Here is a 12166-nt window from a genome sequence, read left to right on the forward strand (position 1 = left end):
TCCACCATGACGTGAAAGAGGTAGGTGGACTGGGGAGGGATTCCCGCCTCGTTTATGGAAAGGTTGATGATCGCGTCTTTTTTGTCATCTTATGCGCCTCAGGAGATGGACTGGGATGGTTTACCTTTTGGGAGGTCTTCCTAAAAACTTATCCCAACTTCTAGGCGGAAGGCGCTCCGGGCTGCCCTCGGATCAAATAAGCTTCCTGTTTGTAAATTGTTAAATATTCCAGTCACCAACCATTATCGCGATGAAGTACACAGTCGTCCTCGAACCTCAGGAAGAAGGAGGTTACACTGTCCGATGCCTCGAACTGCCTGGGGCCATAAGTCAGGGCGAGACGAAAGAGGAAGCCCTGATGAACATCAAGGAGGCGATCGGGCTTGTTCTGGAGGTACTCAGCCAGGAGCTTCTGGTTGAGAATGCCGAGGTCCTGAAAGTGGAGCTGGCAGATGTCTGCTAAGCTCCCGGTGATATCGGGAGAACGGCTGATAAAGATCCTGGTCAAAAATGGCTTTTCCGTCAAAAGGCAGGCAGGAAGCCACGTGGTGCTCCAAAAAGGAGAGATCATTTTTTCAGTTCCTCTCCATGATGAACTTAAGAAAGGCACATTGAAGGCGATTTTGAGCCAGTCGGGGCTCGAAGTCGAAGATCTTCTGAAATGACGCGGGCTCCAAACGGTACATTGGCGGTCGGCCACAGCTTCTCGGCGAAAATCCTGCAGAGTTGTTCCGCATCCACATTCACGACAGCCGACTTCTGTAATCCTCGTACCCGAACCGCCGGACGACCCGGATCTCTCCCCTCAGGTCCCGGATCGCGATCGTCGGAAGCCGCATCCCGTTGAAGGTTGTGTTCTTGACCATGGTGTAGTGGGCCATGTCCAGGAAGACGACCCGATCGCCCACCTCCAGGGGCTGGGGGAAGGAGTAGTCGCCGATGACGTCTCCGGCGAGGCAGGTCATCCCGCCGAGCCGGTAGGTGTGGGGGTACTCTCCGGGGAGGCCCGCCCCCACGATCTGGGGGCGGTAGGGCATCTCCAGGACGTCGGGCATGTGGGCCGCGGCCGATGTGTCCAGGATCGCGATCTCCATCCCGTTCTCGACGACGTCCAGGACCTCGGCCACGAAAAAGCCCGCGTTGAGGGCGACGGCCTCGCCGGGCTCCAGGTATACTTCCAGAGGGTGGCGGTCCTGAAAGTCGTTTATGAGATCGCAGAGGAGGTTGAGGTCGTAGCCGGGGCGGGTGATGTGGTGGCCTCCCCCGAAGTTCACCCACTCCATCCGTTCGAGGTATCCTCCGAACCTCTCCTCGAAGACGGCGAGGGTCCTCTGGAGGCTGTCGGCCCCCAGCTCGCAGAGGTTGTGGAAGTGAAGGCCGGATATCCCCGCCAGGCGATGATCGTCGCAGCCAGCGCCGCCTTCACCGCCACCGTCGCCGACGGCGGCCCTGAAACTCGTCAAAGTCGTCCCCAGCCTCGAATACGGGCCGCAGGGATCGTAGATGGGGACCTTCACCTCCCGGTGCTCGGGGTTCACTCTGATTCCACACCGGACCCGCTTGCCGCTCCTGCGGGCCGCCTCAATATTCGGCCTGAACCGGTCCAGCTGGGAGAAGGAGTTGAAGACGATGTGGTCGGCGTAGCCGAGGAGGAGGTCGAACTCATCCTCGCGATAGGCCGGAGCGCAGACGTGAACCTCGCCGCCGAACTCTTCGGAGCCGAGCCGGGCCTCGTCGAGGGAGCTTGCGGCAACGCCGCTGAGGTGTCGGCAGATCAGGGGAAAGAGGCTGAAGGCGGCGAAGCCCTTCAGGGCCAGAAGGATCTTGCAGCCGCACCTATCCTGGACCGAGCCGAGAAGGTTCAGGTTCCGCTCGAAGGCGGCCTCGTCCAATATGTAGCAGGGGGTGGGGACCTCGGTTAAGTCAATCCCGACCAGATCTATCCTGTTCCCGTCGAGCCCTTTTGAGATATTCTTCCCCATCTCGATCACTCTCGGAACTCCTCGGTCCAGGGAAGGCCGTACCTGGGCAGAAGCTCCATGAAGGGGTCGGGATCGAACTCCTCGACGTTGTAGACCCCCTGGCCCCTCCATACGCCGGTGGCGATCAGCAAGGCGCCGATCATGGCGGGGACGCCGGTGGTGTAGTGGACGGCCTGGGCTCCCACCTCCTGGTAGGCTTTTCTGTGATCGCAGAGGTTGTAGATGTAGTATCTCTTCGCCTCCCCATCCCTCTTCCCATCGATGAGGCAACCAATGCAGGTATTCCCCTCGTAATTCTCGGCCAGGCTCGCGGGATCGGGGAGGAGGGCCTTGAGGAACTGGAGGGGGACGACCTCCATTCCTTTGTAGACGACGGGCTTTATACCGGTCATCCCGACGTTCTGGAGGACCCGGAGGTGGGTCAGGTACTGGGGGGAGAAGGTCATCCAGAACCTCAACCTCCTGACGCCGGGAAAGTTCTTTGCCAGGGACTCCAGCTCCTCATGATACATGAGGCGCATCTCCCGGGTCCCTATCCCCGGAAAGTCGAAGCTTCTTTTTACCGAGAGGGGATCGACCTCGATCCAGCGGCCGTCCTCGTAGTATCTTCCGGGGGCCGTCACCTCCCTGATGTTTATCTCGGGATTGAAGTTGGTGGCGAAGGGCTGGCCGTGATCGCCGCCGTTGCAGTCCATGATCTCGATCCCTTCGATCTCATCGAAGACGTGCTTCTGAGCGTAGGCGCAGAAGACGTTCGTCACGCCCGGATCGAAGCCGCAGCCGAGAAGGGCCATGATCCCCCGCTTCTGAAACCTGTGGTGGTAGTCCCACTGCGACCTATAGCAGAACCTCGCCTCGTCCCGGGGCTCGTAGTTGGCGGTGTCCAGGTAGTCGACCCCGGTCGCAAGACAGGCCTCCATGACCGCCAGGTCCTGGTAGGGGAGGGCGGCGTTGATGACCAGGTCTGGCGAGACCTCCTCGAAGAGATCGACGAGCTGTCCGACGTCGTCTGCGTCCACCTCGGCGATCTCCAGGGACCGATTTATCCGACTCCGGATCTTCTCGCACTTTTCAAGGGTCCGACTGGCCAGAAAGATCTTGGAAAATACCTCGGGAACCGCAGCGCATTTGGTGGCCACTACACCCCCTACGCCGCCTGCGCCGATGATCAAGACTCTGCTCATCTATCTCCACCTCAAAGGATCTGATGCTGCCTTTGCCTTCATCTCAAGGCTGATCACCTTTCTGGAGAATCGGCTAAAAAGTTATCCCGAAATCTCAATCCAGTATAGACTCCCTTGAGGCCCCTCAGATCCAATCGTCGAGAGGGAGAAGCTGAAATAGAGCTGCTTACAAAAGTTGGTGGTAGAATAGGAGGGAGGAGCAAAAGTCGTTATAGGAGGTAGAGGGAGAGAATAGCATACGACTTTTGCCATGTTCCTATACGTCATTTGTCGAATATATACTTTTCGGTCTGATTACGAGAGGGTGGCGTTCTCCGGCCCGTTCAGGGCTTTCGCACCTCGAAATCGATGACGATGTTGTACTGGTGAGGTGCGTAGCTTCTCACGATACCACGGTGAAGATAACTGATCTTCGCCCCCGCGGCTCGAGCCGCCTCTTCGACAAAGGCCGTATCCCGGCCGTAGAGGTCATCCTCGGAGGCGATGGCGTAGTAGTGGACGACTCCGCCGTCCTTCGCGATCCGCGTGGCCTGCTCGAGAAATCGGCTGGCTGTATGGGGGAGGTTCATGATTACGTGATCTGCAGACCTCTCGTACCGCTCCGCCAGCTCTCCGGCGTCCCCCTCCACGATCTCTACGTCGTCGATCCGGTTGAGCCGGGCGTTCTCCCTCAATAGCCTGACCGCATGGGGATTCTTGTCCACAGCGATGACCTTCGCCCCCCGCTTTGCGAGCAGCAGGGCGAAGGGTCCGACCCCCGCGAACATATCGAAGACGACCTCTCCCAGCCCGATCTGCCTCGCCACCCTCAGCCGCTCGGTACCGAGGCGAGGGGTGAAGTAGGCCTTCTCCAGATCGATCCGGTAGAGGAGGCCGTGCTCTTTGTGCAGGGTGACCGTCTTCTCCTCGCCGGCGACGAACTGGAAGCGTCGGGTCCGGTACTCACCCTCCACCGGCGTTTTGGGTGAGAGCACCGTCTTTACGTTCTTGTGGACGGCCAGAATGGCGGATGCGACCTCCTCGTCGGGAGAGTCCGCTATCGCCACATCCCCCACCACCTCGAAGTGGGCCCTTCGTCCCAGGAGACCCTCGACGTTCGGCCTCCTCTCTGCTGCCTCGAACTCGACCTCCACCAGATCAAAGTCGCCGACCTTCGCGAGCTCCGCCGCCGTCTCGGCGTTCAGCTCCAGGATGGGCAGGTAGAGCCGATCGTCCTCGGACCTTATCTTCCGATCCCGATCGAAGATCTCCAGCTCCACCAGCCTCCGCCTGAAGATCTCTCCCCGGCTCTGGTGAACCTTCAGCCCCCTCGAAGACGCCATCTGATGAACACCTCCGGAGACCTCAGATCCGGCCGTCGCCGGACCCCTGGCCCGAAGCCCCCATCTGCTCGCCCTTTATGGCGGCATAGATCTCCTCTGTGCTCGGACGGCTGGTCTTGGCGTACCTTCCGCCGGAGGCCTTGCTGATCCTCTTTGCCAGTTCCGACTCCTCAGCTCCGACGTCGACCACCAGCAGGTGAACCCCCGACCGTCTCAGATCAACGGCGGCCTCCTCGGCCTCCAGGCCGGCATCTCCTGCCACCTCCAGGGGGACGTTGGCGCTACCGTCGGTGATCAGAACCAGGATAGGCGTGGCGGAGGGCTCCCTCTCGCGCTCCCGCTTCAATAGAAAGAGGCCCCTGGCGAGGCCGCTGGCGAGGGGGGTCGTCCCACCGTACTCGATCCTCTCCAGATGCCTCTTGGCGGTCACCACCGCCGAGGTGAAGGGGAGGACCACCTCCGCCCGCCTTCCCGAGCAGGAGACTAGGGCAACCCTGTCCCGCCTCATATAGGCGTCCCTCAGAAGCTCGATCACCACCTTCCCCGTGGCATCGGCAGAATCCTCCATGGAGAAGCTGCAGTCGAGGACGATCGCGATGAGGGTGGCGACCTTCCGCCTCCTCACCTTCTCCCGAAGGTCCTCTTCCCCTATGACGAGGGATCTGCCGCCGGAGACGGCTCCGCCGGAGCGGGCGAGGGCAGCCCTGATGGTGGGGGCCAGGGCGACGTCGGTCGTCTTTCCCCGGGGCATCCGGTGTCTCACGTACCGTCCCCTCTTTCCCCGAGCCAGAACCTCCGCCCTCCTCCCCGAGGCCGGAGACCCCGAGGCGACCCCGACCTCGGACCTCGCGAAATGGTCGAGGATCTCGGCCAGATCGCGAGGAAGAAGCCCCCCCTCGCACCGATGGCCCGAGGCCGCGAGCTCTTCAAGGTCGGAAGGCTCCATCTCGACGAAGGTCTCGTCCCCGAGGAGTACGACGGTCGCCATCTCCTCTGTCCTGACCGACGACCTCCAGATCTCCAGGACCGACTTTATCCTCCTTCGGTCCTCGGAAGTGACCTCCGCCGCCCTCTCTCGGGGGATCCTGATCCCCAGAACCGGCGCCCCAGCGAAGAAGACCTTGAAGCCGTAATTTCGGTCGAGGTTTCTCCGAAGGAGGGCTGCCAGCTCTCCGGCCGGCGGGAGGGAGGTGGAGTCGCAGACATCGGACATGATCAGGTCACCATCGATCTGAGCCTCTCGGGACTGAACTCGCCGTCGTCGAAGGGGGTCTTTCGCATCCGATGGGGCAGGACCATCTCCGCCGCCGCGAGGATATCGGCGGTCCCGACCCTCTCCCGCCCTTCGAAGGCGGCGTTGGTCCTCGCGGCCCTCTCGATCATGATATCCGCCCGGTGACCGTCCACCCCGAACTCGACGCAGATCATGGCGATCTTTCGAAGCTCCCCTCTGCTGGTAGCGATCTTGGGGAGGAGCTTCTTGGCGGTGAGGATCCTGGACCTGAGCCTCTCGCTCTCGGCCTTGAACTCCTCTCTGAACTTGGCCGGATCCGACGCGAAGCTGTTCCTCCGCTCGATGATCTCGATCCTCTGCTCGACGTCCGATATCCCCTCCACCTCGACCTGGAGGGCGATCCTGTCCAGGAGCTGCGGTCGCAGCTCTCCCTCCTCCGGGTTCATGGATCCGACGATGATGAAGCTCGCCGGGTGGCTTGCAGACACCCCCTCCCGCTCCACCGTGTTCATCCCCATGGCGGCGGCGTCCAGGAGGGCGTCGACGACGTAGTCGTCGAGGAGGTTGATCTCGTCTACGTAGAGGATCCCCCGGTTAGCCTCGGCCAGTATCCCGGGCTCAAAGGCCCTCTCCCCACCCCGGAGGGCCCGCTCCATGTCCAGGGAGCCCACCACCCTGTCCTCGGTGGCGCCCACCGGGAGGTCGACGACCCTCATCGGCCTCACCTCCGTCGGGAGAACGCCCTCATCCAGCCTTTCGGCGCACTCCCAGCAGAGGTTCTCCGCGTCCTTTGGGTCGCAGCCGAAGCGGCAGCCAGTCACCACCTCGATCCCTGGAAGGACCTCTGCGAGCCCCCGGACGGCGGTGGACTTGGCGGTCCCCTTCTGTCCTCGTATCAGGACGCCCCCTATCGAGGGGTTGATGGCGTTGAGGATCAGAGCACGCTTCATCTTCTCCTGGCCTACGATGGCGGCGAAGGGGTACAAAAGCCGCCTCGACCTGGCGAGGGAGAGGGAGAAGCTGCCCGGCCTTCCGTCCGTCGCCGACTTCTCTTTTTGAGGGGCCGGGCTCGAATCTGCAGTCTTCTCCGAAGCCCTCTCAGGAGCCTGTTCGAAAGATCTCCTTTCCCGTATGACACCAGTTATCCGCAAAATCGCCACCTCAAGAGTACCTCAGCATTATCGCCGAGAGCAGGGTTACTATCAGCAACAGAAGCCCCAGGAAGAAGAGCCCGAAGAGAGGGTTCAGGTTGGGCCTTCTCTTCTTTGTCGAGAGAAGGTTGAGATAGACGAGGGAGATGCTCATCGTCGCCAGGAAGATGATCGCCGATACTAGGATCACCGATCCGGCGGTGATGACGTACTCCGCCGTCCAGGTATAGGTGGTGGCGTAGAGCAGGTCCAAAAAGAAGTCCTTGCCGTTCCTCTCGTAGGCGGAGGTGACCCAGAGCATTGTATAGGCGATCTCCGCCGCCCCGATGACCGCCGAGGTGACGGCGATCCCGAGGAGGGTGAAGATCGATCCGATATCCGAAACCGATACGTCTATCTCCCATTCCCTCTCCAAACAAGTTCACCCGCAGGGGGTTATGTTGGGGGGGATTAAAAGGGTTTAGATTCTCCGAGCCGGAAGGGGGGATCAGATCACGGCCGTACGGCCTCTGCGATCAGCCTCGCCACCGATACCGTGCTCACCGCCTTCTCCAGGGTGTCGGTCGTGATGATCGACTCGACTCCTGCACGGCACAATTTCAGGACGGCGTTGCCGGTCAGGACCGGATGGACCGATCCGAGGTAGACCCTCTTCGCGCCGTTCGACTTGAGGATCGATATCGCCTGAGCCATCGTTCCGCCGGTGGCGATCATGTCGTCGAGGATGACGACATCCCGCCCGGAGGCATCGATCTCCTTGGGGGCCATCGAGACCTCCGTCCCGCTGTGCCTCGTCTTCTCCAGGTAGTCGTAATCGATACCGAGCCTGGCCGCCGCGACCTTCGCCATCCGGACCGCCCCCTTGTCCGGGGATATGATGACCGGGTGGTCGAGTTTCATCTTCCCGATCTCGTCGGCTAGGACGGACGCAGCGTCCAGGTCGGTGGCCTCGTGCCTGAAGTTGTTGAGGACGGACCGGTCGTGGATGTTGACGGTGAAGATTCTCGACCCTTCCTCCAGGAATGCGTCCATGGCGACGGCCATAGCCCTCGCGGAGAGGGGCTCGCCCGGCTTGAACTGCTTGTCCTGGCGGGCGTACCCGAAGTAGGGGACGACGAGGTCGATCCGCCTTCCCCGAAAGACGTCCAGAAGCTGGAGGAGCTGGATTATATCCCGATCCGACGGCGTGCTCTGGATCAAGACGATGCGGTCGTCGAGGTCGGAGCAGACCTGGGTGTAGGACTCGCCGTCCGGAAAGCTGCTGTACTCGCACAAAGCAAGATCTTCTTTGAGAACTTTTGCAACCCTGCCCCCCAGAAGCTGGGAGGATGGTCCACCGATGATCATCAATCTTCGCCTCTATAATTATAACATCAGCATATCAGATAACTTCGATACTTCCGCCGAATGCCCATCATCAGCTTCCGACGACCTTCATCTCCGCCTTGACCGTGGGGACCACCATCGATCCCACCATCCTCGGGTCGGTCCCCGCCTCCATCGACCCCAGGAGGTCGAAGACGTTCCCCGCCAGCATCAGGGAGCGGATAGGCCTCACCAGAGCGCCGTCCTCAACCAGAAAGACGTTCCTCGCCTCCACCGAGAAGTCGCCGGAGACGGAGTTTGCGGTGTGGGCCCCGATGACCCCGGTCACGAGATAGCCCCTCTTCGTCTCCGCCAGGACGTCCCGGGGGGCCGTCGAGGATGCGATCAGGTTGCTCGTTCCTATCCGCGGAATACCGTTATAGCCCGGCCGGTCTGCGTTCCCGGTGCTCTTCATCTCTGCCTCCTCTTTTCCCGCGGTGTAGGAGTCGTAGAGAAAGGCCCTCAGAACTCCTCCCTCCACCACCGTCGTCCTCTGGGACGCGACGCCCTCGCCGTCGAAGCTCGAGGTGGCCATACCGCCACCTAAGAGGCCGTCGTCGACGATTCTGATCATCTCTTCGGCCACGGTCTCGCCGATCCTTCCCGCCAGAGTCGACCTCCCCTTCTGGATGTTGTCCCCGAATATGGAGGGGGCGAAGGCGCTCTCTAGGATCTCGGCAAAGGCGATCGGCCCCAGGAGCACCTGGGCCTTCCCGCTCTCGCCCCGGATCCCTCCGACCGACCGCCTGGCGAGGTCGCCTGCGGACCACCCGAGGTCTGCGAGGTCGGAGTGGGCGGCCCTGGAGTTCACAAAATCATATCCTGTCGCGACTGCGCCATCCTCGCCCTTCGCCAGCGTCTCCAGATAGGCGGTAAAGACGGTCCACCTCTCGTCGAGCTCTACGCCATTCGAGTTGATCAGAAGCTCCGAGCCGGAGACGGCAGAGAGACCACCGGAGACGGGATCAGCGCCCGATACCGAGCCCACTCCAAAAAGGAGGGTTGCAGCCAGGTCGAGACATTCGTCGGGCCCCATCTCGGCGATGGCCGGATCGTAGACCCCCTCTGGTCGGCCCGGTCGCTCTGGATACGGGAGCGAACGCCACTTATCGTCGGGACCTCGAGCCCGGGCGGCTCTGACGGCGCTCTCGGCCACCCCCGCGAGCTTGGAGAGGTCGCTGGTGGCTGAGAAGCCGACGGCCCCCTCGACGACGGCCCGCAGGCCCAGGCCCCGGTCGCGGCTCTCGCTGGCCATCTCGACCTGATCTCTCCGAAGATCGACGTCGACGGCCTTCGCCACAGAACCGAAGACTTCCGCCTCCTCCGCCCCGGCCCTCTCGGCCAAGGCGAGGAGACGACGCGCGCTCTCGAAGAGATCCTCGATCATGGTCGATTCATCCGATGTAGCGGAGGTCTTCCTCGCCGCTCGTCTCGAAGGGCATCTGGGCCTTCTCCATCTCCTGGAGCTTGCCCACGATCCGCTCCATCTCCTTCGCCCGCTCCTCCAGGGCCTGCATGTCCACCTCGATCTGGAGAGCCTTGGAGAGGACCCGCAGAACCTCCTGAGCGCTCTTGGGGTCGACGAGATAGCCGCTGGTGGTGCCCATCAGACAGACGGCGTCGATCTCCCTGAGCCTCGCGAGGCCCACCAAAAGGCCGCTGACACCGACGATGCCCCCGCCGGGCTCGTTCTCCTGGAAGACGACGCCGTACTCCTTCATCTCCTCGACGAGCTCTAGGCTGTTCGTAGCCCCCAGAACATGGGGCTTGTCGACGAACTGGCCCGTGCCGTAACCTCCGAGAGTATAGATCCTCTCGACACCGAACTCCTCGCAGAGATCGAGGAAAGCGCCCGCGAGCTCATAGTGCCCCTCGTTGGTGGCGCTCTGATAGTCGCCCACCAGGAGGAGAAGATCTCGATCCTCGCCCCGGTGGACGTAGATCTCGTTTCGGACCTGCTTTACCGTCCCGTCGTCGAGGACGATCACCTGAGGCGGGAGGTGAGGCGAGTATATCTCGATGATCTTATCAGCCTCTAGCTCCTCAATGAGGTGCTCGGCCACCAGCTTTCCGACATGACCTACGCCCGGCAGGCCTTCGATGAGGATGGGTTTCTTGAGGTCGGTCTCCTTAATTCTGCGAACAACGGTCTCTCTCATTCGGCCTCCTGGCGCAATGCCCGTCGATACCTGCCGTAACGGTCCTCGGGAGAGAACCGGGCAGGCCTCGTCTGGCTGGTAACAGCGCCGCAGATGGGGCAGTTATCCTTCAGGGTGTACAGGCCACAGCTCCTGCACTTTTTTATTTTAGACCTCATGCCTGCCTGTGGAAGGTTCCTTCGCCGCCCTCTTTCTCGATGGACTTTATCGCGGCCTGGGCCGCCTTTCGAAGCTCGCCCTCGGCCAGCTTGTAATCGGGGGCTGTGACGTGAATCCTGTAGCGGGGCGCGCCGACGTACCTCACGTCCAACGTCACCTCGTCCTCCTTGGTCCGGGCGGCCTTCTTGAGGGCCTTTTTGATCTGCTCGATCCCGTCGGGGGCCGGGCTGATGAGGTCGACGTAACCGGTGATGTCGACGTAGGGGATCTTAACGTTCTCCTGAGAGATGGAGAGAACCTTACTGGCGTCCTCGGGGCTGAGGCCAGCCTCGGCGAGGGCGTCGATCCCGCTGACGGCCGCATCTTCCATGGCCACATAGAGGCTCTCGTACCCCTCGATCAGGGTGCTCGCGACGTCGGCCAGGTGATCCTCCTCGCCCTCGTAGGCCATCTGGAGCCACTTCCAGGCCTTCTGGTCGGCCTTCCAGGCCTGGATCTTCTCCCGCCTCTGGTGCTCGTTGACATCCTTCAGGGATAGGTCGATGTGATGTCTCGAGGGGTCGACGTTGAGAACCTTGCAGACGATCTTCTGGCCTTCTCGAACGTGGTCTCTAATGTACTTTATCCAGCCGCTGGCCACCTCAGATATGTGGATCAGCCCTCTCTTGTTCGTGTACTCGTCCAGGATGACGAAGGCGCCGAAGTCCACCACCTGATCCACGGTGCAGACCACAAGCTCCCCAGGTTCAGGCCAACCCTCTCGCTGCATATCTATCACTCACTCTAACACTTCTAATATCTGGGTCTTGACCTGGGCCTTTCCGCCCCTGGACTCGGCCAGGGTTCTTCCGCAGACCAGGCACTTGACCACCGTGGCGGCGTTGCCGAAGATCACCTGCTCGTTCTCGCAGTCGTTGCACTTAACTTTCAGAAATTTTGACAGATTTAACCCTCCACCAGATCGAACTTTGAAACCTTGAAGCCCTTGCGATTGTGGGCCTTCTTGCACTCGTTGCACCGATATCTGAGGTTCACCCTCTTGGTGGGCTTGTCCCCGCCCGGAACCTTCGAGAACTTCCCAGAGTTTCCTATCCCCTGGGCACGGTGCTTCTGCCTGTCTATGTGGGCCATCGTCGTGGCCCGTCCTCTCCGCACCCTCTCCACCGTATGGGTGGTGTGCTTTTTGCAGAATGGACAGTGAGCTTTAAACTCCTTTGGCATCTTCATGGGATCACACCTGCTTTGCATTCGCGAGCTAAATTTTTATTACACAAATTCTTGGCATGTAAAGCCGGGAGCATAACCAAGTCTCCCCGCTGGAGGGAATAACGCCTCCCGTCAACGCCCGCGAACGTCGGAACACTCTCCATCATGATAACAAGGGCGTATTCCTGGGTCATACCCTTCTTGGGCGTTAAAGCCCTTTCGGTGGTCTCGCGCTTCACCCGGTTCACAGAATCGAGGATCGACTCCCTCCCCTCGGTGAGGGCGGCGAGAGTCTGGCGATATATCTGCTCCTCCTCCGGGGTCATCCCCTTGATGGCCACGTCCCGCGAGGCGGAGCCCGCGCGCTGGACTTTCCTGGTGATCTTCTTGATCCGGAGGTCGAT

The 12166-nt window shown here is 61.1% G+C and carries 15 protein-coding genes and 1 pseudogene; 2 read left to right on the forward strand and 14 right to left on the reverse strand.

Annotated features, from left to right (window positions below):
- Positions 1-250: 250 nt before the first annotated feature.
- Both ACP5EL_RS06690 and ACP5EL_RS06695 read left to right on the forward strand, forming a co-directional pair.
- Positions 251-463, forward strand: coding sequence for a type II toxin-antitoxin system HicB family antitoxin (locus ACP5EL_RS06690; RefSeq protein WP_428401741.1), 213 nt, complete (start codon positions 251-253; stop codon positions 461-463).
- Positions 453-665 (forward strand): type II toxin-antitoxin system HicA family toxin, encoded by a 213-nt coding sequence (locus ACP5EL_RS06695; RefSeq protein WP_428401742.1) that lies wholly within the window; start codon positions 453-455, stop codon positions 663-665. The genes ACP5EL_RS06690 and ACP5EL_RS06695 overlap by 11 nt, the downstream gene beginning before the upstream one ends.
- A gap of 78 nt (positions 666-743) precedes the next feature.
- On the opposite strand, the gene nspC is transcribed toward ACP5EL_RS06695, so the two are convergent.
- From nspC to ACP5EL_RS06765, 14 genes and pseudogenes are all read right to left on the reverse strand, one after another.
- Positions 744-1982 (reverse strand): carboxynorspermidine decarboxylase, encoded by a 1239-nt coding sequence (gene nspC / locus ACP5EL_RS06700; RefSeq protein ID WP_428401743.1) that lies wholly within the window; start codon positions 1980-1982, stop codon positions 744-746.
- A gap of 5 nt (positions 1983-1987) precedes the next feature.
- On the reverse strand, positions 1988-3166 hold the full coding sequence (locus ACP5EL_RS06705; protein ID WP_428401744.1) for a saccharopine dehydrogenase family protein: 1179 nt from the start codon (positions 3164-3166) through the stop codon (positions 1988-1990).
- 323 nt (positions 3167-3489) lie between these two features.
- Complete coding sequence (locus ACP5EL_RS06710) at positions 3490-4488, reverse strand: class I SAM-dependent methyltransferase (RefSeq protein WP_428401745.1); 999 nt, start codon at positions 4486-4488, stop codon at positions 3490-3492.
- 22 nt (positions 4489-4510) lie between these two features.
- On the reverse strand, positions 4511-5701 hold the full coding sequence (locus ACP5EL_RS06715) for a vWA domain-containing protein (protein ID WP_428401746.1): 1191 nt from the start codon (positions 5699-5701) through the stop codon (positions 4511-4513).
- A gap of 2 nt (positions 5702-5703) precedes the next feature.
- Positions 5704-6882, reverse strand: a complete 1179-nt coding sequence (locus ACP5EL_RS06720; RefSeq protein WP_428401747.1) for an ATP-binding protein — start codon at positions 6880-6882, stop codon at positions 5704-5706.
- A 1-nt stretch (position 6883) separates the two neighbouring features.
- Positions 6884-7288 carry a hypothetical protein gene (locus ACP5EL_RS06725; protein ID WP_428401748.1) on the reverse strand — a complete coding sequence of 135 codons (405 nt, stop codon included), beginning with the start codon at positions 7286-7288 and terminating at the stop codon, positions 6884-6886.
- Positions 7289-7365: 77 nt separating this feature from the next.
- Positions 7366-8220, reverse strand: a complete 855-nt coding sequence (locus tag ACP5EL_RS06730; RefSeq protein WP_428401749.1) for a ribose-phosphate diphosphokinase — start codon at positions 8218-8220, stop codon at positions 7366-7368.
- 70 nt (positions 8221-8290) lie between these two features.
- Entirely contained in the window at positions 8291-9625 is a 1335-nt protein-coding gene (locus tag ACP5EL_RS06735; RefSeq protein ID WP_428401750.1) for a TldD/PmbA family protein, read from the reverse strand.
- 7 nt (positions 9626-9632) lie between these two features.
- Positions 9633-10397 carry a proteasome assembly chaperone family protein gene (locus ACP5EL_RS06740; protein ID WP_428401751.1) on the reverse strand — a complete coding sequence of 255 codons (765 nt, stop codon included), beginning with the start codon at positions 10395-10397 and terminating at the stop codon, positions 9633-9635.
- Complete coding sequence (locus ACP5EL_RS06745) at positions 10394-10555, reverse strand: RNA-protein complex protein Nop10 (RefSeq protein WP_428401752.1); 162 nt, start codon at positions 10553-10555, stop codon at positions 10394-10396. Before ACP5EL_RS06745 ends, ACP5EL_RS06740 begins: the two co-directional genes overlap by 4 nt.
- Entirely contained in the window at positions 10552-11325 is a 774-nt protein-coding gene (locus ACP5EL_RS06750) for a translation initiation factor IF-2 subunit alpha (RefSeq protein ID WP_428401753.1), read from the reverse strand. The genes ACP5EL_RS06745 and ACP5EL_RS06750 overlap by 4 nt, the downstream gene beginning before the upstream one ends.
- Before the next feature lie 9 nt (positions 11326-11334).
- Positions 11335-11487 carry a 30S ribosomal protein S27e gene (locus ACP5EL_RS06755; protein ID WP_428401755.1) on the reverse strand — a complete coding sequence of 51 codons (153 nt, stop codon included), beginning with the start codon at positions 11485-11487 and terminating at the stop codon, positions 11335-11337.
- 14 nt (positions 11488-11501) lie between these two features.
- Positions 11502-11783 carry a 50S ribosomal protein L44e gene (locus ACP5EL_RS06760; protein WP_428401754.1) on the reverse strand — a complete coding sequence of 94 codons (282 nt, stop codon included), beginning with the start codon at positions 11781-11783 and terminating at the stop codon, positions 11502-11504.
- Positions 11780-12166 (reverse strand): annotated as a pseudogene (locus ACP5EL_RS06765) (hypothetical protein); the annotation flags it as partial. The gene ACP5EL_RS06760 and the pseudogene ACP5EL_RS06765, both read right to left, overlap by 4 nt.

This window comes from Methanocrinis sp. (assembly GCF_049974945.1).
GTDB lineage: Archaea > Halobacteriota > Methanosarcinia > Methanotrichales > Methanotrichaceae > Methanocrinis.

Bases quoted from the DNA above. Each gene is read 5' to 3' on its own strand.
- ACP5EL_RS06715 (WP_428401746.1), bottom strand. From the start codon at position 5,701: ATGTCCGATGTCTGCGACTCCACCTCCCTCCCGCCGGCCGGAGAGCTG.
- ACP5EL_RS06690 (WP_428401741.1), top strand. From the start codon at position 251: ATGAAGTACACAGTCGTCCTCGAACCTCAGGAAGAAGGAGGTTACACT.
- ACP5EL_RS06695 (WP_428401742.1), top strand. From the start codon at position 453: ATGTCTGCTAAGCTCCCGGTGATATCGGGAGAACGGCTGATAAAGATC.
- ACP5EL_RS06740 (WP_428401751.1), bottom strand. From the start codon at position 10,397: ATGAGAGAGACCGTTGTTCGCAGAATTAAGGAGACCGACCTCAAGAAA.
- ACP5EL_RS06735 (WP_428401750.1), bottom strand. From the start codon at position 9,625: ATGATCGAGGATCTCTTCGAGAGCGCGCGTCGTCTCCTCGCCTTGGCC.
- ACP5EL_RS06750 (WP_428401753.1), bottom strand. From the start codon at position 11,325: ATGCAGCGAGAGGGTTGGCCTGAACCTGGGGAGCTTGTGGTCTGCACC.
- ACP5EL_RS06730 (WP_428401749.1), bottom strand. From the start codon at position 8,220: ATGATCATCGGTGGACCATCCTCCCAGCTTCTGGGGGGCAGGGTTGCA.
- ACP5EL_RS06705 (WP_428401744.1), bottom strand. From the start codon at position 3,166: ATGAGCAGAGTCTTGATCATCGGCGCAGGCGGCGTAGGGGGTGTAGTG.
- ACP5EL_RS06710 (WP_428401745.1), bottom strand. From the start codon at position 4,488: ATGGCGTCTTCGAGGGGGCTGAAGGTTCACCAGAGCCGGGGAGAGATC.
- ACP5EL_RS06745 (WP_428401752.1), bottom strand. From the start codon at position 10,555: ATGAGGTCTAAAATAAAAAAGTGCAGGAGCTGTGGCCTGTACACCCTG.
- nspC (WP_428401743.1), bottom strand. From the start codon at position 1,982: ATGGGGAAGAATATCTCAAAAGGGCTCGACGGGAACAGGATAGATCTG.
- ACP5EL_RS06760 (WP_428401754.1), bottom strand. From the start codon at position 11,783: ATGAAGATGCCAAAGGAGTTTAAAGCTCACTGTCCATTCTGCAAAAAG.